The organism is Pantoea sp. nfd-35, from assembly GCF_056892255.1.
Window position 1 is genome coordinate 2,263,481 of the sequence record NZ_CP122403.1, and the last position, 21,191, is coordinate 2,284,671.

The window sequence follows — 21,191 nt, forward strand, 5'->3', positions numbered from 1 at the left end:
AGAGGAACTCATGGAATTACCTGAGTAATTTTACACTGTTGTAATCATATAAAGGCAGGCTTCTACCTGAGTAAAAGCCTGCAGCTAAACGTTAATTCCAGGCTGCGTCTAAGCTTGGTTTTAATTGCGTCATCTGATCCTGGCTAAGTGTCGTCTGACCCATTGCAGGTGGTGTCATCGTCGCCATTGCGTTAATTAAATTATCAAGCTGTGAATTAACCAGTGCATGGCCGTCGCCTGACTTTATTTGTAGTTGATTTGTTCCGCCTTCGAACCAGTTGTTAACATCAATTTCCTGGTGCGTACCTATAACGGATGCCACCAGGGTATTTCCACTCTGGCTGAACCAGAGCTGATCGGTACTTATACCATTCATGAACTGCAAGGCATCGTCCTGTGTTGCGTTTGCAATATTAAGTGACAGCGTACCTGTATTGTTCATGGAAACAATATCAGCCGACCCTGTTATTGTCAGCGAGTCACCATTACCGCTTACTGTCACAGTGTCCCCGCTCCCCTGAACGGATGTCTGTATCTGGTTGCCAGCCAGTGACACAGTTGTTACCCCGCTGGTGACGATACTTGAATTATCCCCCGTTACGGTAATACTGTTGTTTTGCCCGGATACGGATATCAACTGGTTTTTACCATCGAGCATGACAGCATTGGAATCCCCTTTGATTACGACAGTATTGCTGTCACCCTCAAGTTTAATAACCGACTGGTTACCGGTGTAAGCCAGAGCGTTATTGTTGCTCAGAGTGTTAACAGCCATTGCTGTCCCGGACACCATAAGGGCCGAGTTATCATTACTGAGCGTTACAGAGGTAGCTGTACCGGCCTGCAGGACGTTACCTTTTCCACTCACATTAACGTTGTCAGTTGTCCCGTTTAACGTAACCAAATCATTGCCCGTCATGGTAACTGTATCCGTGTTTCCGTTAACGGTTAATGTGTCACCCAGTCCCATAAGCACGGAGTTGAAGTCACCATTAAGAATATTGCTGCTGGCAGCGGTCGCTGTTGAGCTTCCACCGTACCAGTGGTCGACAACATTCTGCGCAGGTTTCCCCTGGACGCTGAAATCATCTGCGGCTACACCTGACGGATTGGCTTCCCAGTTCCACAGATAAGCCCCCTCCATCCAGCTGCCTTGCCCACTCCATGCCTCAAAAAAGGCTTCAAGAGCACGTGTCTGTTGCTGGAAATCAACCCAGTGGAAGCCACTCCAGTCACCGTTTAAAGTATTTGTTCCATTTACGCTGCGATAACCGACTTCAGTAAGAAGAACAGGCTTTCCATAAGCAGTCGACAGCGAATGGTAAAAATCAATCGGAGACAAATTATTGAATAGTGATGCTGTAGAGCTATCGCCTGAAACACTGTTCCAGCCGGCAACCATTTGCGCCACGGTGGGATCGGTGATATCGGTCGGGGCCTCGTAGGCATTCGCCCCAATAACGTCTACTTTGTTCCAGAAGCTGACACTACCGGTTTCATTCCATGCGGAAGCATAGGTAATGGGTCCGGTATAAACCTGCCGTACGGCGGATATAATATCATCCCAGTAATTTGTATAAGCACTTCCACTCATTGATGTCAGCTCTGTGCCTACACTGAACATACCCACGTGCGTTGCCTGTGCAATCGCCGCGTAGTGCAGAATAAACGTTTTGTAACTGGCAAAAAAATCGTCAACATTGGAAGGTTTCAGTAATGCCCTCCAGGTACCATCTTCAATATCGATATGCGGCTTCAGAAGCACCGACATCCCATCCGCCTGAGCCTGTCCGATTGCGAGCTCAAGATTGGCGTCGGATTCTGTCGCCGCAGTGGCTGCAATGCTGTCGCTTGTCACAGAATCCAGATACTGAGTCACCACAATTTGTGTTGAGTTAGCGCCGGTCTGTTGCATGGCTTTAAGTGATTCAGATGCATTGGCATACTGACCATTTGCAGAGGAGGTAAAACCAAATCCTTTAACCTGGAAACCACTGTTCACATTACTGTTTGACGAAACACTGTCCAGCGTAAGAGACGAGCTGGTCATCTGTAACACGTTACCCGTGCCGGAAATATCAAGTGAACCGTTCGAAGCCGCAGTAACAGTATTGTTGTTACCCGAGAGATTCAGGCTTGCTCCTGCCTCTAAAACAGCATTACCGCTGTTCATCAGAGCATACTGACCATTACCATCAACGGTAAGTTGCCCGCCATTACCGTTAAAGCCGACACCATTTTCACTACCTTTCAGCAAGACTGTGTCTGTTGACTGCGCATTAACCCAGTTATCTCCGCCATCGACTTCAACATTAGCAACTTTGCCCGCGGTGACTATGTTGCCATGGCCCTGAAGAATGAGTTGCGCATCGGCAGCAGCTGTTACACTGCCATTTTCCATGACGACCGTCTGGCCCGTTCCCGTTAAGCTGACTTCTCCACCCGTTCCGTTAACGCTGACATTGTTGCCATTTCCGTTCATCTGGATACTGTCGCTGTTGCCGTTAGCCGTAAACGTATTGCCTGAGCCATTCAGCGTTATGTTACTCCAGTCTCCCTGAAGCGAAGCACTACTCCCTGCTCCGTTGAAATTTAATGAATAACCGCTGCCATTGATTGATATATTATCATTGTCACTCAGGACGACTTTATTTCCCCCGCCATTTAACCATGCCTGGGTATTGTTTTTAACTGATACAGCATTCCCGCTCGTATGGAGGTCGTCCTGGCTGCCATCCAGTGAAATTTCATCCCCCGAACCATTGGCATAAATAACGTTCTGCTGCCCATGAATATCAATATTATTCATATCACCATTGGCCGTGATGCTGTCGTTATTTCCTGAAACAACATTAAAAGAATGTCCGCCATTGGTCGTAAACGTATTTTGATTGCCTTTAACGGTGACTACCTCACGATCACCGTTAGCGACAACAGTGGACTGCTGTCCAGTGAGGTTAATGACAAAGTCACCGCCATTAATTGTGTCGTTGTCTCTGTTTCCAAGCGTGACACTGTCATCGACGCCTGACAAGGTTGCCTGAGTATCATCAGAGACAGCAACAGTACCGTCTCCGATTGTCAGTTTACTGTTTTCACCCTGTAACAGGACAATATCACCTGGCCCGTTTGCCACAATATCGTCGTTTTCACCCTGCATCTGAATCCAGGTGGAAGGACCATTCGCTGTCAGCATATTGTTGTTGCCGACAACAGTAACAACAGCTTTTGCACCGTTCAGTGTGATGGTGTTATTTACACCTTTAACGATAGCCACTTCTTTATCACCATTGGCAGTGATATATGATGCGCTTCCTTCTGCAAGCAATGTTGAGCCGCCACCGTTAACAGTGATTAAGTCTGCATTACCAATATGAACAGCATCATTATTGCCGTTGAGAGTGAGCTGGCTGGCATCAGACAAAACTATTTGTGCACCGCCTGTAGTTAGGCTGTCATTCTGTCCGGATATTTCCACATTGCTGTGTTGTCCATTTGCAGTAAAGTTATCATTATTTCCTGATACAAATACTGTTTCGTTGTCGCCGTTACTCGTGACAGACGAATTATCTGCCTGCAGATAGAAATTGTATTCACCGCCGTTTGCTGTGAGTGTTTCATTATTACCTATAGCAACCGTATCATTACCACCATTGATGATCAGTGAATCATTGTCTGCGAGTATGGCAGTACCGCCGGACAGCGTTACGTCCTCTCCCTGGCCTTTAATATAGACAGTGTCTCCCTTTCCGTTCGCAGCAAGTGTGTTGCTGTTTCCTTCAACGAAAAATTTCGCGTTGTCACCATTAACGGTTAAGCTGTTGGTATCACCTTCCGTTGTCATCACAGCTCTTCCGCCATTCATGACAAGGGTGTTTTTACTGCCTTTGGTGATGATGTTGTTTCCATCACCATTAGCAATAATTTGGGAGGCAGTCCCGTTTGTGGTGATCGAAAAGCCGCTTCCGTTTACCTGCAGGTTTTCATTACTGCCTGCACGGACAACACCCACACTGCCTTTGACTGTACCCTGACTGTCATTTGCAAAAAATACGCTGCCACCACCAACATTAGCCGTGTCAGCCTGACCATCCATAACGACCACGTCACCACTGCCGTTCGCCCATACGGTATCGTTATTTCCGGTAATCAGAATCTGATTGTTGTTACCATTTGCTGTAAGCGTTGATGAATTACCCTGTATAGCAGAAGTGAAACTGTTGCCGTTCGTTGTGACATTATCATTGTTTCCAAGGCCAACAATATTTGACAGCCCGTTGACCACAGCCTGAGTACTGTTTGCTGTCAGTAATGTACTGTTACTGGTAGTGGCACTGTTATTTGCTCCGTTAATAACAATAATATTTTTATCACCATTAGCAGTAATACTGTTCCCGGATCCCCCTATCGTGACAACTTCAGTGTTGCCATTGGTGGTAATTGCAGAGCCATTACCTTCGAAAGCTAATGCAAAATTTCCACCATTAATTGTACCGCTGTCGCTGTTATGGACAGTTACTGAATTATTGGTACCATTGATATTTACTTTAGTATTGTCATTCAAAACGATACCATTATGCCTTGAGTCGGCGGAGATTCGCGACATAATTGCCGTGTTATCATTACTGGCAACCTGCTGAATCTGACTGGGAGTGCTTGACGCATTAGCGCCGTCTGGCAAGCTTCCGTTATCAATCACGCTATATGCAGAGCTGTTAAACGCCCCATCGATCATGTTCAGAATCTGTTGCCAGACGGGATTGACGGTACCGTTCCATCCTGGCGTAGCGTTACTGCTACCCTGAGCGAAGTTTACGTTTTCAATCGGTTCGATACTGCCATTGCTGAATATCACCGTCGCGACACCAGATACCTGATTGCCTTGCGCATTGACTGACAGTGTTTCGTTTTGCAGACGAATAGACTGAATTCCAAGCTGTGAAAGTGTGTAAGCCTGTGCCTGAGCACTGCCGTTACCTGTCGGATCAGCAAGCACGCGCAACTGGTTAAAGACCACATCAGAGGCATCAATCACGCCGTCTTTGTTAAGGTCATAGCTGGCCAATACTGCCATTGCATCCCCGGCACCGTTAACCAGGGAAGGATTAATTATTTGTGTTCCAGCCGACGTCACGATTGCGAGAACGCCGGTGTCCGAGCCGATCCAGCCCGAAGTTGACGACTGACCAGCAATGTTTACGACTGCATGCGACAGGTTTAGCGGGATAAGCTGTATCGGATGCCCGTCAAGACTCATGACTAATGGATCGCCACCACCACCACCACCGCCGTCACCACCATCACCACCGCCGTCACTACCGCCGTCGCTACTACCACCGTCGCCATCGTCACCACCACTGCTGTGGTTGTAATTATCGCTACCTGAATCTCCATTATCTCCTGTATCGCCGTTATCTCCACTGTCTCCAGCTGAGGTATCGCCATTACCATCGTCTCCTGAACCGTCTCCTGAACCATCCGCGCTCCCGTCATCGTCGCCATCATCGCCTGGGTCACCCGCCAGACCGCCATAAAGATCACTTGTTACCACATCTGGTATTTGCGCATCGAAGGAATATTGCGAAGCGTCAGAAATCCAGTTTCCAACGGCCAGGCTTTCAGTTTGAAGTGAGTCAGCAGTAAAGTTAGTGAAGGAGTCTGATGTTGCTGCGCCATTGAGTAAGGTATCTGAAAAAGAAGGCACTGAAACAAAGCTAGGAACAGTAAGATTTGCGGTGTCAAAATTAAGCTGGGCTCCTGCTGCCCCCCAACTATCTCCACTGGGAGTATAAGAGGAGCTGCCCAGGCCTGTGGGTGCTGTATCAAGTAGCGTTAAATTCAATGCACCGGCCGCATTCCAGCTAGCGAACCTGTCTGTCTCAGAAGTCCAGCTTAAATCAAATTCTTTATCATAATTAACTTGTTCGGAAGTACCATCTGAATAATTGAATTCTGTTTTAGTTAATTCTCCAGTTCCAAAGGCCTGGGAGAAAGTTTCTGTCATTGAAACAACATTGCCTCCAGGTGAACCATAGAGTGTATTACTGGAGGTACCATCTACATTATTAACAAGAGACGACGTTAGGTGTCCTGTGTCATTCAGACCACTATACTGGTTCATCACCATAGTCCAGTTCCCTTCGGTTCTGTCAATAACAGTATCCTCCGAAGTACCGTCCGGGTTATTAACCAGCGATTCGGTTAAATTTCCTTGTGCGTTAAGACCCAAATAACTATTCGTTGTGGTGGTATTACCACTGTAATTTGTTTCTGTAGATGTGCCATCCAGATTATTTGTCAATGTACTAAGGAGAGTGCCCGTTTCGTTTTCACCACTATATTTACTGGTCACGGTGCTCCAGTTACCAGTGGATTCGTTATAGACGGTCGTTTCCGATGTGCCGTCGAAGTTGTTTATTTTTGTTTCTGTGATCTGATTGGTATTATTAGCATCACCGTAAATATTAAATTTATTAGTATCAGTCCCTGTTATACTGTTCCCCGTTCCGACAATTGTTCCTGTGGAGTCATCGCCCATGAAAGCACTGTTGTTATTTCCAAAGACTGAAACGTTATCTGATGAACCACCTGTTATTACATTGCCGTTACCTATAATGTTGACTTCAGCATCAGATTCTAGATTAATAACAGAGTTATTAGCTGTAATATCAAGCCTTCCAGATGAGGATGAGATAGTAGCTGCCGAATTATTACCAACCAAAGTTGCAAAGCTTGTATTTCCATCCGAAGTAGAATAAGAGTATGTATTGCTTTTTTCGGATGTCATTGAGGTATTTACACTACTGCCATTTCCGAGATTAAATGTATCGTTACCAGTTTCTCCAGTAATGTTAACAGTTATACCACTGTCAACATTAAGCTGAACGTTTTTTAATTCACTAAATGCCGCTATTGTTGCATCATCTCCATCACCTTTTGTAATATTTATAATGGTTTCAGGGAGAGATTCTTTGGACACGGTATTATTGAAGGCATCACTGCGCGTTGCATCGCCCGGATCTGCCGCTGAAAACCAGTTTTCCATGTTCTCAGAAGCAGTTAAAGAATCACTCCATGTAAGTGAAATACCGTTAGTTACGATTGATTGTCCCGATAAGAAACCTCCGAATTGGCGTAATAGGCTGGTACCAAACTGATTTGCGATGTCGTAAATACGCTGTATAGATTCAGGTTCTGAAGCTATTTGCGAATAAATATCGTCATTAGTAATATCAAGGAGATTGGTAGTTGTGTGAACTAATTGCGCTTCATAATTGTTAAGCAAATTATCCATGATCTGCTTACCAGCAGTAGTTGCCAGAGCAGCTTGTAGCTGTTCGCTTAATGCTGTTTTAACGTCATTACCAAGAGTACCTCTTTGGGATAGTTGGTCAATTTGAGTGTCAGTAAAGCCCATGGACCTTAGCGCGTCCTCTGCAAGATCATTGTTTCTAACATCAAATTGATACAATCCGAAAGAATAAGAACTATATCCACCTGCCCAGTTAAACTCGTTTAAGACTGATGGTCTCGAACCATCTTCTGTAGCAAAAGCCGTCGTTCGATATTGTTTGAGTTGGTCAATGAGAGTTTGTTTATCAATAAATTCACTTGCAGACATGATCGTTTCCTTATATTAAAGTAATGATAATTTATTTTGGCCAGGAGTCCCACAAGTCACCGATTTTTTCATTATAAATTATACTGTTATTTTTTTGTTGTTCTTTAAGTAATGGGGCTAACTTAAGCTGCCAGATATTTACTATTTCATCTTTCCCTTGTGCCGATTTAACAATATTAGTGGGAGTTCTATATGCTTCCTGATTGTGAACACATTCAAAACTTACCTTTCCGTTCATAGTGACTGCGCTTGGATTGTCATTAATATTTTCATCGAAATATAGACGAAATAAACCTTTTTTTGTTTCAGCCTGCAATATTGTTGATGCACCGCTTTTTGGGATATTAACAATTTGTTTTATTTTATCTAGTTTCAGGTTTTTAATATTTAAATTTTCTTGGTATGCAAAAAACATTTGTTTATTTGCACTATTCATGCAAATAGCTATAGTTTCTTTCGATTTGCTCGGGCATGAGAAAATCTCTATTTGTTCTTTATTGCATATTGTTGGATAGGATGTTTCTGGGGTTTGCACCCATGCCTTTACATCAATATTATCAGAAGCATATACTTTTATGATTGCCAGATTTGAAATTAAAATACAATTAATTAAGAGAATACTAAAGAAATTGAACATTTTAGTTCCTTTTGAAATCCCAGGTTTTTTCTGAAGGTTTAAATTAGAAAAAAGAGCACAAAGAGATTGGGAAGCTAACAGATAGAATTATTTTAAAGAAATAAATATCTTAAGTAAGTCCCTTATAATATTAAGCTTACAGTAGAAATATAAAAAATTCTCGCCAATATCATATATTGTCAACATGGAAAAATAACTTCACCCATTCATGGGTTATTATATCATCTTGTCATTTCTAGACTATTTATATTTATGGGTGGTTATTAATCATCCTGAAGCTAAAATTAATTTTTATTTCTTCACACCGCCTGACAATTTAAAACACCTTAAGTGCAATGGAGATTTTTCGCCACTTGTTTTTAATTTATTTATGCATTGTTTAAACTTCATTTAATCATAAGTATAGTGCTAGAAGCATAAATATTTACACATATAATGATAAACAAAATAAAATTATCTTACACATAGACACAAAAATAGTTTAAGCAAAGGTTTTTTCTTTTTTACAGCTAGTACTTTTTATAAATAACTTAAAAGTAGGGGGGGTGATTTTTTAAGTAGTGGCAGATGAAAATTCTAATTTAATTTTTAAATTAAGTTTCTTATAAACCTTAAAGAAAAATAAACAGGCTAAAAATGAAGTGATCTGTAAATGACATGTGATTAATCTGACACAACTATCATTTCTTATGGGGTATTAATTTAGGCAATGACTGTAGTGTCTGACATGAACGATGTGAAAATTTATTCAGTGGTCAGGCTATGTCATTAAGATGATAACCACTATGCTGTGCAAAATCTGACGCATAACTCTCCTGCTTTTTTGCCAGAATTAATGAAACTACGTCTGTTTTTTATCCTGTTCATTCTCGCTCGGACCCAGTCCTTCATCCTTTAAGTGTAATGAACTGTCACCTTTCACACAGCTGATGCTCCTCAATATACTTTCCAGCTATCAGGTCATAGGGAGCAGCTCACTTGGCGTATTGATGCGGAACGAACACGACCGTTTTGATGACCACTATAATACTGACATTATTCCACAACTCCGTTCCTGACCAGGTATTCATACCAGAGTACCTGGACGCCTTCGCCCTGCCCGGCTTTTTCATTTTCTTCATTATCACCAGAGGGTTAGCATCACTGAGAGTGCGTGAAACTGCGCCGGGAGCCTGCTTTTTATTTCCGTCTGACCAGGTTATTCTCCATATACGGGAGAAAAGCCGGGAAACCGATCCAGAAAGGATCCGTTGCGGATCGATTTATTCTCATCGAAAACCCTTTACAGATGCGCGAAAATACGTTCCACACCGGCTGATAACGGAGATTAAAAGTTTGGGTACTTTGCCCCGCGAAATGACGCAGATTTCACACAGCGACGCCAGTGGTCACAATGTGAACACTTCCGGCGCTGCACGCTATTTTGACTATGAAAGTGCGGTCGCGCTGCGAAACCTGGCCGCCGCCTACGGCACCGACATGCCACGCTACCTGCTCGCCCCCGAGGTGGCCGTGCTGCTGTCAAAGGTGACCGATCTCCGCAAAAGCCTGTTTATCGATACGCTGTTGAACACCGGCGGCCGGCTCAATGAAATACTGCCGCTGACCCGGGGGGATTTTGTGCTGTACGATCCGCTGAGTGCGGCACCGCTCGTCTCGCCGTTTGTGGTGCTCCGCACGCTCAAGCAGCGCAGGCTGGAAGACTCTGCCGGCAGCCGGTCCCGTCGCCGCGGGCGCCCGACAAAAGAAGAACAGCAGGCTGAGCAGCAGGCGCAGGCGGAGATACGCGATAATCCGCCGCGCGCCGTGCCGCTTACCGATCCGGCCTTTGTCCAGCGGCTCAGAGAATGGTTTACGACCGCGCAGCCACTGCCGGCGCACGGCTCTGGGATATCCGGAGCGAAGATACCGCCCGCAGCTGGATAAGCCAGGCAGTTGAGGCCGCAAATCGTGACGGCGTCACGTTCTCCATCCGGCCGGTCACGCCCAGGACGTTCCGGGATTCGTTTGCGATGCACCTGGTTCAGCACCAGGTACCCCAGAAGGTCATTCAGACCCTGATGGGCCACAAGGACGCGAAGTCGACCGAATGGTATACGCGGGTGTTTGCGCTGGACGTGACACGCCAGCTCGGCGTGCGGTTCAGCATGGATGCAGCTCGGGCAAGGGACCTTCTCGGGCAATGATCTGCGCGAATCACTGACACTGCCGCCACGGAAAGGCTTTTACGCAACAGTTATTTTCGGTTTTGTAATGCTGTCGCCCGGACAGTTGCAGTAATGTTTAGCCTCGCAAAGAATAAGAGACGGTGACTTATCCCTCATCAGACGGTTAAGAGGATATTTTTGCAGAACCAACAGGCGCCAGTTAATCTGGTAATTTAACTTAGCTTAACCAGAGTGAAAAGACATCCTGGCCTCGTTGTCAGTCAAGATGCGTGGCCAGACTACAAAGTGCGTAATAGTCACGCATGATCATTCCAGTCTCCAGATGTCTCAGTATCAGTATCTGAAAAGCTTCGTGATGATGTTTATTGCTATCCAGGTCTCCGTGGACTGATGTAGTAGTGGGTGGTCGTCCCTGACTGTAATTATCAAAACTTTTTTTCAAAAATTGAATTGCAGCCTCTGACCAGCCCCCAGTATTAGATACAACCTTCAGTTAGTAATGTCGGTGGGTTTTTCTTCATTTTCCCGTTTCGCCAGCCTGCTGCAAATTCAGATGGCGTCTGATAATTCAGCGATGAATGAGGTCTGGACTCGTTATAGTCCTGCCGCCAGTCATTAATGATTTTCCGGGCATGAAGAACATCGCTGAACCAGTGCTCATTCAGGCATTCATCCCGAAAGCGACCGTTAAAACTCTCAATAAATCCGTTTTGAGTTGGCTTGCCTGGCTGGATTAAGCGCAGCTCAACACTATGTTCAAAGGCCCATTGATCCAGCGCGCGGCAGGTAAATTCCGGACCATGATCGGTTCTTATTGTCGCAGGATATCCACGAAACAGCGCAATGCTGTCCAGAATCCGCGTGACCTGAACACCTGAAATCCCGAAAGCGGCTGTGATCGTCAGACACTCTTTCGTGAAATCATCCACACAGGTCAGGCACTTAATCCGGCGGCCGCTGGCAAGTGCATCCATGACAAAATCCATTGACCATGTCATGTTCGGCGCATCCGGGCGGAGAAGCGGAAGCCGTTCAGTCGCCAGACCCTTACGGCGGCACCTGCGTTTTACACACAGACCGTTAAGGTGATAGATGCGGTAAACCCGCTTATGGTTGACGTGAAGGCCCTCCCGGCGCAATAACTGCCAGATCCGCCGGTAACCAAATCGCCGGCGTTCAAGTGCCAGCTCTGTGATCCGTAGAGACAGTTGCGCGTCAGCAGCAGGACGCTGGGCCGAATAACGGCAGGTTGAAAGTGACAGACCAGCCAGACTGCAGGCACGGCGTTGCGACAGACCCATTGCCTCACACATGACCTCCACGGCTTCCCGCTTCTGGTCTGTCGTCAGTACTTTCGCCCCAGAGCCACCTGAAGTGCCTCCTTATCCAGCATGGCTTCGGCAAGGAGCTTCTTGAGGCGGGCGTTCTCCTCTTCAAGCGACTTGAGCCGCTTCACTTCGGGAACTTCCATGCCGCCGAACTTCTTGCGCCAGGAGTAAAAGGTGGCATCTGAAATGGCATGCTTGCGACAGAGTTCCCGGGCCGAAACCCCGTCTTCTGCCTCGCGGAGAATACTGATGATCTGTTCGTCGGAAAATCGCTTCTTCATGGGGATGTCCTCATGTGGCTTATGAAGACATTACTAACATCACGGTGTATTAATCAACGGGGAGCAGGTCATATCAACTATGAAATGTGCGTCTACAACTGGATGTCCTACATTGTTAGCATCGAAGCCTGACACTGTAAAAATTGATGTGGCACCTAGTTTTTCCATTATTTTTCCTTAAGATTGCTGTTAATTTTTTATTTTATGGCGCTGTGATAGCTGGGGTAATAATTGAAATTTTTATCAAACAAATCATATTCAACAGCGTAAAAAGAATGACCAACATCAGATGTTTTAAAGAGTATTGAAGGCATACTTATTTCTTTAGCAACACCGTAGAGTATGCTGTCATTCTTTTCTCTGGCAATTGAGTACCAGGCTTTATACCACGAGCAAGAACGACTATCTTCCGGTAACATCAATTCTCCACCAGTATCATAAAAAACATCATAATTCCCCCCCTCTATTTCAGGGTATGTTCTAAAACAATAGGCGAGTGTTTGCTCCTGATTTTTACCATAATGTTCCAGAGCACAGTGTGATAAGTTTTTATAAAACTGACCTCTAAGTGTATAAAATCCTTTATGAATAATTAAATCTTTCAAACCTGAATAAGGATAAATAACGACCATGGTAACTGACAACACAAGAACAAATAAATAATGCCACTTCCTTTTTATTAAGCTAAAAAAGAAAATCAGTACATATAAAATAATAATAATGAATTCTATTGTTGAGTTTAAATGGCCAAGAGCGCTGTATTTTGTGAAGTCAAAATATATATAAGCACCAGGAAGTGACAGGAGTAAAACCAATGTAAACATAGTTGGCTTTACTTTTTTTCTGAATTTATAATTACTTTCTTTTTTTTCCTTACAAAACCCCATTTTTTCCTCATCATTGACTTAACGGCATAATCGGTTTAAGTAATCCTTAATTCACTCTTAATTTAAAATGCACTCGCTTACAAATTAAATGATTACTCCGGCCATGACCCCCATAGATCATACATTTTATCTTCATGTAATTCTGGATTATCTTTTTGTTCTTTTTCAAAAAAAGCATTGAATTTAATATGCCAGAGATTTACCAGATCATCTTCACCTTGTTTCGATTTAATAATATATGTAGGGGTTCGATATGTTCTCTGGTCGTGGATGCATGCGAAAGCGACCTTTCCGTTCAGAGTCACCACTCCTGGATAATTTTCATCTGAATCTGAAGAATTTTCATCAAGATAAAATCGAAATAAGCCTTTTCCTGTTTCAGCTTGCAATATGGTAGATGGTCCATTTGACGGGCTATCCATAGCCCGTTGGATGCTGTTCAGCTGAATGCTTTTCTTTATTCGATGCTGCCGGTAGACAAAGCTTATCAATTCATCTTTTCTAGTCATGCACAATGCAATAGTGTGCCGTGATTTATCAGGGCATGAGAATAATTCAATCTGATGTTTATCACAGAGCGTTGGATAGGCAGTTTCCTTTGTCTCTCTCCACGCTGAGGCGCTGATATGATCAGAGGAATAGGCTTTGGTAGCCAGAGTACTCAATGCGAATGTAGAACAGAAAATGAATGAATGTATAAAGTGCGACATTCCGTATCCTTTATAAGGATGAAGCCGTGGCGGAAAAACTTCCTTTTTTTAACATCAAACCTATAATTTATTAAAAATATAAACCGCTCATGAGTCGTAAATTTAAAACGCTCAAAAACTTGACTGGTAAATGTTAAACTAAAACATGGTTAATTTGAGCATGTTCAAAATAAATAAAATCATAATGAATTTCTTATTAGATAATTTTTTTTCCTACCCTTTGTTTACACTCTGTTTAAATACGGAAATCCATTAGCCTCCTGAATTGAATTGCGCAATTACACCCCAATGACGGAAATTTATTGACACAATATCCAACATTAAAATATAAAAATATACATCTAGTAACACAAACACATCTCTTTAATGTATTAAGAAAGAAAAACATTAGCGAGATTAACACCCCCCCGAGGGTGTTAACTCTTTATTTTATGTTCAGATATCTCATGCCAAAATAAGATATACTTAAAGGCGTTTTCCTCAGCATTTTATTTTACATAAAAATTAAATTTTGGATGTTTTTAGCTAAGTATTTTAAAAGCAGGATAACAACGCTACGCCAATTCTGACCCATACTTCCCCTGCCCGTTCCTCAGAATTCACGTAGCGACGCCTGTTTTTTGTTCTATCCGTTTTCACTCGGATCCAACCCGCACACCTGCCAGCGCACGGAACTGACACCTTTCTCCAGGCTGATGCGGCTCACCAGACTTTCCAGCTGTCCGGTCATGCTGGGCTGTCCCATCACTTCAGCATTCACTTCCATACGATGTGGCGGATCCATATCTTCGCTATGGAGCGACTGCAGGCGCAAGCCGCTGTTGCCCAGGCTGTGCAGCATCAGGCTGCGTACCTGAACTTCATCCTGAGCCAGACAGACAATTTGTACTTTATAATGTTGCACCGCTTCGTCGGCAGAGACGATGGACTGACGATTAATGCCCAGCGCCAGCTCGCGCAGCAGGATATTGGCGCACAGAATCACCATGCAGCCAATCGCGGCTTCAAGCAATAATCCCATGCTGCACAACACCCCAACGGCCGCGGTACACCACAAGGTGGCGGCAGTGTTCAGGCCACGAACGTTTAATCCGTCGCGCATAATCACCCCGCCGCCGAGAAAACCAATACCAGAAACCACATAGGCGGCAACGCGCGTCGCGTCGCTGGCAATGCCCGGCACACATTGGGTCATAAGAACAAACAAGCAGGCGCCGGTGCTCACCAGCGCATTCGTACGCAAGCCGGTCATACGTTGGCGCAGTTGGCGTTCGCTGCCAATCAGCGCGCCAAGAATCAGCGCAGCCGACACGCGCAGTAAAAAGATTTTCCAGTCCATGATAAACCTCTCTCCGCCACGCACGTATGCGCAGTACGGAAAAATAAAGATGAATAAAATGGATTACAGCGGGCGCTGATGCACAGAGCACATCACGTTATGGAGGGAAGATTGAGCCGCCATCTTAACGCGCAGTTAAGACAGCCAGAAGACTATCTTACTGCAGAAGCCAGGTGTAATCGTTCGGGACTTGTGTCCAAGGTTGATTGCCTCATGAGTAAAATTCCCGGCGATTATAGCCATCTGAGTAGAGATTTCCACTCAGATGGCCGTTCGTTAAGGTTTGGTTTAGACCAGCAGAAAACCGTTAGCGGCGCGTTGCGCTATCCGCCGGCGCCTCTGTCTGGGCCAGTTCCATCATTACCGGGGTGCTTTTATAGGAAGGAATACCGCTTTTCGTGTCGTAGCTGTCCAGCGGTATGAGTACGTTGGCCTCGGGATAATAAGCTGCGACCGAACCTTCAGCCATGTCATGTACGGCAATGGTGAGATTATCAATACGACGATGCGTTGGGTTTCCGTCAGGATCCAGCGCAATCACATTCACCCGATCGCCCATGCGGACACCGTTTTTTTCCGCCTCATTTTCACTGATAAACAACACATCACGGCGTCCTTTGATTCCGCGATAGCGGTCGTCAAGGCCGTACAGCGTGGTGTTATATTGGTCGTGGCTGCGCAATGTCGTCAACACCAGGTCGTGGCACTTCAGCGAGCGCGGATCTTCATTGATGCCTTCCATGACCAGGAACTGCGCTTTGCCCGACGACGTGTGCCAGACTCGCTCGGAGGCGCCGTTGGGTAAACGAAACCCGCCCGGCTGCTGGAGGCGCTCATTAAAGTTTTCAAAGCCCGGCACCACTTTCTCGATGGCATCGCGAATAAGGCTGTAATCGGCAATCATGCTGTCCCAGTCCACTACCGTGCCCGGCAGTGTGGCTTTCGCCAGGCCGGCAACCAGCGCGGGTTCGGATTTCAGATGCGGTGAGGCAGGATCAAGGGTACCGCGTGATGCGTGCACCATCGACATGGAGTCTTCAACCGTGACGCTCTGCGCGCCGGATTGCTGCCGATCGATCTCTGTGCGGCCTAACACCGGGAACAGATAGCTGTGTTTTGCCAGAAGCAAATGCGACCGGTTCAGCTTGGTGGCCATATGCACGACCATGTCCAGCTTGCGCATGGCAGGAAACGTCACCTGAGGATCAGACATCGCTTCGGCCAGGTTACCGCCGAGGCAGAGCAACGCGTTGATTTTGCCATCCCGTATCGCCTGAACGGCCTGTACCGCACTGTGACCATGTTTGGCCGGTGGCTTAAAGCCAAAGACCTTTTCGAGGCTGTTCAACAGGCTTTCGGAGGGAATCTCAGTGATGCCAACGGTACGATCGCCCTGCACGTTAGAGTGACCGCGCAAAGGGCAGATTCCAGCGCCCTTCTTGCCCATATTGCCGCGCAACAGTAGCAGATTGGCAATCTGCTGAACATTTTGCGTTCCATACTGGTGCTGGGTAATCCCCATGCCGTAGCAAATGATTGTGCGTTCAGCATTGGCATAAAGGTGAGCAATATGCTGGATTTGCTCGCGCGTCATACCGGACACTTTCAGGATATGATCCCAGTCTGTCGCAGCCAAATCGGCTTTTAACGCGTCAATACCTTGCGTATGTTGTTCAATAAAGGTCTCATCTAAGATGCCAGGGTTGCCGTTCGCTTTAGCTTCATCATCCATCGCCAACAAACATTTCATCACGCCTTTCAGCATCGCGGCATCGCCGCCTACCCGAATTTTATAATAGGTTGAGGCGAGTTCCGTTGAGCTGAGGGTTATCATCTGAACCGGACTCTGTGGCGCGGTAAAACGTTCAAGACCGCGCTCGCGCAGTGGGTTGATGGCGACGATTTTGGCACCGCGTTTTGACACCTCCTGCAGGGTTGCCAGCATGCGGGGATGGTTGGTTCCAGGATTGTGACCGATACAAATCACCAGATCACAGTGGTCAAAATCATCCAGCTCCACCGTGCCTTTGCCGATGCCAATGGATTCGGGTAAGCCTACACTGGTTGGCTCATGGCACATGTTTGAGCAGTCGGGGAAATTGTTGGTCCCAAACTCGCGGGCAAACAGCTGCCAGAGAAACGCCGCTTCGTTAGAGGCGCGGCCGGAGGTGTAAAACTCCACGCTGTCGGGATCCTGATAACTCCGCAGTCGCTCGCCAATTTCGTTAAAGGCCGTTTCCCATGCAATGGGCTGGTAGGTATCGCTGGCGGGATCATACTTCATCGGATGCGTCAGTCTGCCCTCTCCCTCAAGCTCATGGGCATTGCGCCCCCATAGCTCGGTAACGGTATGCGCCGCAAAAAATTCAGGTGTGGTGCGTTTGCTGGTTGCTTCCCAGGAAACCGCTTTTGCGCCGTTTTCACAGAACTCAAACGATGAAGTATGCTTGGGATCGGGCCAGGCGCAGCCCGGACAGTCAAACCCTTCAGGTTGGTTGACCTTGAACAGCGCAATGACATCCTGGGTTACCGCCATCTGTCCGCGAATGGCACCGGCCACTGCTTTTAACGCGCCCCAGCCGCCCGCCGCACCGTCATAGGTATGAATGCCTGATGTGCTCTCTTGCTCTTTCATATTGCTCCACAATCACTGTTATTGGCTTTTCTTTAAGCCTGGTACAGTAATTGCGTTGGTGCGTGGGAACAGTGATGTAAAAGCCAGGATAACTTTTGCTAAATGTTACATGGCGGGTTATCGCAGGCAAAACCACAGGATTTTACCGGCTTTCAGGCATCGGTATTTGTGGCTCGCCGCTGCCGACGGCAGCGCTCGGAGCAATATTGCACCTCTTCCCAGCACTTTTCCCACTTTTTGCGCCATGTCATCGGTTTCTGGCACTGTTTGCAATAGCGAACCGGCAATGACTGTTTATTGCCTTTAAATGTTTTCATTTATCGCTCCTTTGCTCAGGTTACGCCTCAGCATAAAAAGTTCAGACGCCGGGTAAGGCAAACTGCGTGACCTGATGCTGCCAGGGCTGATTGACTTTGCGGCAAATAGGATCAGAATAGCCTGCATCAAGGACTGCGCTACACGGAGTTTATTATCATCAGCCTTCGCGATCTTTTCCGCCTTAACGCGGCGGTAAAACCCGGCCTGTTAGCCTCGGCTTTACTGCTGGTCAGCTGTGCCTCGACGCCGCCTAAGTCACTGGTTACGCCTTTTCCGCCCGCCAGCAAACCTGCGCAGCCTTCTCAACCGGTGCCGCACAACGCACCCATGCGCGGCGTCTGGCTCACCACCGTTTCACGCCTCGACTGGCCGCCGCTCGCCTCGGTGAATATCAGCAGCGACGACGTGCGCATCCGGGTGCAGAAAAAAGCGTTGACGGATAAGCTGGATAAACTGAAAAGTCTGGGAATCAACACGGTGTTCTTCCAGGTTAAACCTGACGGAACCGCGCTCTGGGACTCTAAAATCCTGCCCTGGTCAGACATGATGACCGGGAAAATTGGGCAGAATCCGGGCTTTGACCCGCTGCAGTTCATGCTCGATGAAGCGCACAGGCGCGGTATGCGGGTACATGCCTGGTTCAATCCCTATCGTGTATCGGTGAATACCAAACCTTCAACGGTAGCCGAGCTAAACCGCACGCTGTCGCAACACCCTGCCAGCGTATTTGTGCTCCATCGTGACTGGATTCGTACCGCGGGGGATCGCTATGTGCTCGATCCGGGCATTCCCGATGCCCGTGACTGGATAACCAGTATTGTGGCTGAGGTGGTCAAGCGTTATGACATCGATGGTGTCCAGTTTGACGATTACTTCTATGCCGAGTCCCCCGGCTCAGCCCTGAACGACAGCCAGACCTTTATTAAATACGGTCAGGGCTTTGCGTCCAAAGCAGACTGGCGCAGACATAATACACAGTTGTTAATCGAGCAGGTTTCCCACACCATCAAGCAGCTCAAGCCGAATGTAGAATTTGGCGTCAGCCCTGCGGGCGTCTGGCGCAACCGCTCACATGATGCGGCAGGCTCAGACACGCGCGGCGCGGCCGCTTACGATGAATCTTACGCGGATACGCGCCGTTGGGTGCAGGAAGGGTTGCTGGACTATATCGCGCCGCAAATCTACTGGCCCTTCTCGCGCAGCGCTGCCCGCTATGATGTGCTGGCAAACTGGTGGGCTAACGTCGTCAAGCCGACCAAAACTCGCCTGTATATCGGTATCGCCTTATATAAAGTTGGCGTGCCGGCCAAAAATGAGCCTGAATGGACGATTAACGGTGGCGTGCCGGAGCTGAAAAGACAGCTGGATCTTAACGATTCCCTCCCGCAGATTGATGGCACTATCTTGTTTCGTGAAGATTTCCTGAATCAGCCGCAAACGCAGGATGCCGTGAATTATCTGCGCAGCCGTTGGGGGCAGACTCGATGATTCATACCGACATCGTCCCCGGCAGCGCACCCGCGCTACAGACGCTGACGGCCCGCCTGTCAGCCGAGCTGTTGGCAATAACCGGCGACAACGGAACCCATCACTTTACGCCATCAGACGGGGCGCTGTGGATACTTGCCACCGATGAAGTGGGTAACGCTGTTGGCTGCGGCGCACTCGTGCATGTTTCCGCTGAAACCGCCGAACTGAAACGCATGTTTTCAACCCGACAGCACGCGGGAACCGGCGCGGCGCTGCTGTCAGCCCTAGAGCAGCTTGCCCGGGCGCGCGGCTACAAGGCAATTCGCCTTTCTACCCGCGTCGTTAATACCCGTGCGGTAGCGTTTTATCAGCGTCACGGCTATCAACAAACCGCGCGCTATGGTGTGTACAAGGATAAGCATGTGTCGGTTTGTCTGAGTAAAACGTTATGAGCATTAACAATTATTTTACTAATTTGCCATAAATAGCACGTTTGTCAGCACCGCCATTTTTTCGTGGAGTAAGATACGTCAATAAACGTAAAGCCTTAAGCGGAAATCTTCATGTCTGATTACACCAGTGACGTAAAATCAAGCCAGCCGGATCTGCCCCCCACCGTTGACGACAGCCAGAAGATTCTGGTGTCGATTCTTGGCGCGGTCGCATTTTCCCACTGCTGTAACGATTTTATCCAGGCCATGCTGCCATCGATTTATCCCTTGCTGAAAACCAACTTTACGCTGAGCTACGCGCAGATTGGTTTGATCACGCTGATCTATCAGATGACGGCGTCGCTGTTGCAGCCCTGGATCGGCCTGTACACCGACAAACATCCCAAACCCTGGCTGCTGCCGTCTGGCATGGTTTCGACCCTGATTGGCATCGGACTCCTGGCGATGGCCCCGCACTTCTCCGTGGTGTTGGTTGCTTCGGCGCTGATTGGCGTTGGCTCTGCAACCTTTCACCCGGAAGCCTCGCGGGTTGCAAGAATGGCATCGGGCGGCCGCTTTGGTACGGCACAGTCAACGTTTCAGGTCGGCGGTTATATTGGCACGGCGTTTGCGCCTTTAGTGGCGGCGATGCTGATTATTCCGCATGGACAGATAGCGGTCGGCTGGCTGATGATCATTGCGCTGTTTGCGGTCATTATTCTTTCCGGCATCAGCCGCTGGACGGTGAAACACGGCCATGCGCACATGAAAAAACACAACCTTCAGGCGCTGCGGTCGCTTTCTTCGCGGGATGTCAAAGTGGCGTTGTCCGTGGTTGGCGTGCTGCTGCTGGCAAAATTTACCTATATTGCCTCAATCAGTAACTACTACATTTTTTACCTGGTTGAGCGCTTTCAGCTCCCGATTCCGCAGGCGCAGATCTACCTGTTTACCTTTCTGGCCGCCGTCGCGGTTGGCACGCTGGCCGGCGGACCGATTGGCGATCGCATTGGCCGCAAAGCGGTTGTCTGGATCTCGTTTCTGGGTGTTATCCCGTTCTCGCTGCTGATGCCGCATGCCAATTTGTTCTGGACCGTGGTGCTGACCGTTTGTATCGGCCTGGTCTTTTCATCGGCATTTGCCGCGCTGGTCGTGTACGCGCAGGAAGTGTTGCCCGGCCGTACCGGGATGGTCGCCGGGATTATGTTCGGCACCATGTTTGGCATTGGCGGTATCGCCGCGGCGGCGCTGGGGAAACTGGCTGACGGGTACGGTATCACTACCGTGTATAACGCCTGTGGCTTTCTTCCGCTGCTGGGATTTGCCACGCTACTGATGCCTGATACACGTCGGGTTAACTAAACCG

Annotated in this window: 12 protein-coding genes and 1 pseudogene; 5 read left to right on the top strand and 8 right to left on the bottom strand. The window is 47.5% G+C overall.

Going from position 1 to position 21,191, the window contains the following annotated elements; translation table 11 throughout:
• Positions 1–91: 91 nt before the first annotated feature.
• Positions 92–7,621 (bottom strand): glycoside hydrolase family 113, encoded by a 7,530-nt coding sequence (locus tag P9J57_RS10560; protein WP_151260298.1) that lies wholly within the window; start codon positions 7,619–7,621, stop codon positions 92–94.
• Positions 7,622–7,652: 31 nt separating this feature from the next.
• The gene (locus tag P9J57_RS10565) at positions 7,653–8,258 is read right to left on the bottom strand and encodes a hypothetical protein (protein ID WP_014593732.1); all 606 of its coding nucleotides are present in this window, start codon (positions 8,256–8,258) and stop codon (positions 7,653–7,655) included.
• A 1,011-nt stretch (positions 8,259–9,269) separates the two neighbouring features.
• Between P9J57_RS10565 and P9J57_RS10570 the strand changes: the two genes are divergently transcribed.
• Together P9J57_RS10570 and P9J57_RS10575 are read left to right on the top strand one after the other, a co-directional pair.
• Positions 9,270–10,184 (top strand): hypothetical protein, encoded by a 915-nt coding sequence (locus P9J57_RS10570; protein ID WP_483279194.1) that lies wholly within the window; start codon positions 9,270–9,272, stop codon positions 10,182–10,184.
• A complete protein-coding gene (locus P9J57_RS10575; protein ID WP_246873274.1) occupies positions 10,106–10,444 on the top strand; it encodes a tyrosine-type recombinase/integrase in 339 nt (112 codons plus the stop codon). Before P9J57_RS10570 ends, P9J57_RS10575 begins: the two co-directional genes overlap by 79 nt.
• A 471-nt stretch (positions 10,445–10,915) precedes the next feature.
• Here P9J57_RS10575 and P9J57_RS10580 read toward each other — a convergent pair.
• The 6 genes and pseudogenes from P9J57_RS10580 to P9J57_RS10605 form a co-directional block, all read right to left on the bottom strand.
• Positions 10,916–12,035, bottom strand: a pseudogene (locus tag P9J57_RS10580) (IS3 family transposase).
• A gap of 197 nt (positions 12,036–12,232) precedes the next feature.
• Positions 12,233–12,922, bottom strand: coding sequence for a hypothetical protein (locus tag P9J57_RS10585; RefSeq protein ID WP_483279195.1), 690 nt, complete (start codon positions 12,920–12,922; stop codon positions 12,233–12,235).
• Positions 12,923–13,014: 92 nt separating this feature from the next.
• Entirely contained in the window at positions 13,015–13,632 is a 618-nt protein-coding gene (locus P9J57_RS10590) for a hypothetical protein (protein WP_014593729.1), read from the bottom strand.
• 625 nt (positions 13,633–14,257) lie between these two features.
• Positions 14,258–14,971, bottom strand: a complete 714-nt coding sequence (locus tag P9J57_RS10595; RefSeq protein ID WP_014605821.1) for an MgtC/SapB family protein — start codon at positions 14,969–14,971, stop codon at positions 14,258–14,260.
• 307 nt (positions 14,972–15,278) lie between these two features.
• A complete protein-coding gene (locus P9J57_RS10600) occupies positions 15,279–17,606 on the bottom strand; it encodes an FdhF/YdeP family oxidoreductase (RefSeq protein WP_105080235.1) in 2,328 nt (775 codons plus the stop codon).
• Positions 17,607–17,758: 152 nt separating this feature from the next.
• Positions 17,759–17,923: a DUF2256 domain-containing protein gene (locus tag P9J57_RS10605; RefSeq protein ID WP_105078647.1), complete on the bottom strand. Its 165-nt coding sequence runs from the start codon at positions 17,921–17,923 to the stop codon at positions 17,759–17,761.
• 154 nt (positions 17,924–18,077) lie between these two features.
• On the opposite strand from P9J57_RS10605, the gene P9J57_RS10610 reads away from it, so the two are divergent.
• The 3 genes from P9J57_RS10610 to P9J57_RS10620 all read left to right on the top strand — a co-directional run bounded on the left by P9J57_RS10610 (position 18,078) and on the right by P9J57_RS10620 (position 21,187).
• Complete coding sequence (locus P9J57_RS10610) at positions 18,078–19,412, top strand: glycoside hydrolase family 10-like protein (protein WP_181416451.1); 1,335 nt, start codon at positions 18,078–18,080, stop codon at positions 19,410–19,412.
• Positions 19,409–19,846, top strand: a complete 438-nt coding sequence (locus tag P9J57_RS10615) for a GNAT family N-acetyltransferase (protein ID WP_105078645.1) — start codon at positions 19,409–19,411, stop codon at positions 19,844–19,846. Before P9J57_RS10610 ends, P9J57_RS10615 begins: the two co-directional genes overlap by 4 nt.
• A 111-nt stretch (positions 19,847–19,957) precedes the next feature.
• Positions 19,958–21,187 carry an MFS transporter gene (locus tag P9J57_RS10620; RefSeq protein WP_014593725.1) on the top strand — a complete coding sequence of 410 codons (1,230 nt, stop codon included), beginning with the start codon at positions 19,958–19,960 and terminating at the stop codon, positions 21,185–21,187.
• Positions 21,188–21,191: the final 4 nt, after the last annotated feature.

Excerpts from the sequence above, each read along its gene's own strand:
- P9J57_RS10560 (WP_151260298.1), bottom strand. The coding sequence starts at position 7,621 with ATGTCTGCAAGTGAATTTATTGATAAACAAACTCTCATTGACCAACTC.
- P9J57_RS10565 (WP_014593732.1), bottom strand. The coding sequence starts at position 8,258 with ATGTTCAATTTCTTTAGTATTCTCTTAATTAATTGTATTTTAATTTCA.
- P9J57_RS10575 (WP_246873274.1), top strand. The coding sequence starts at position 10,106 with ATGGTTTACGACCGCGCAGCCACTGCCGGCGCACGGCTCTGGGATATC.
- P9J57_RS10585 (WP_483279195.1), bottom strand. The coding sequence starts at position 12,922 with ATGGGGTTTTGTAAGGAAAAAAAAGAAAGTAATTATAAATTCAGAAAA.
- P9J57_RS10590 (WP_014593729.1), bottom strand. The coding sequence starts at position 13,632 with ATGTCGCACTTTATACATTCATTCATTTTCTGTTCTACATTCGCATTG.
- P9J57_RS10595 (WP_014605821.1), bottom strand. The coding sequence starts at position 14,971 with ATGGACTGGAAAATCTTTTTACTGCGCGTGTCGGCTGCGCTGATTCTT.
- P9J57_RS10600 (WP_105080235.1), bottom strand. The coding sequence starts at position 17,606 with ATGAAAGAGCAAGAGAGCACATCAGGCATTCATACCTATGACGGTGCG.
- P9J57_RS10605 (WP_105078647.1), bottom strand. The coding sequence starts at position 17,923 with ATGAAAACATTTAAAGGCAATAAACAGTCATTGCCGGTTCGCTATTGC.
- P9J57_RS10615 (WP_105078645.1), top strand. The coding sequence starts at position 19,409 with ATGATTCATACCGACATCGTCCCCGGCAGCGCACCCGCGCTACAGACG.
- P9J57_RS10620 (WP_014593725.1), top strand. The coding sequence starts at position 19,958 with ATGTCTGATTACACCAGTGACGTAAAATCAAGCCAGCCGGATCTGCCC.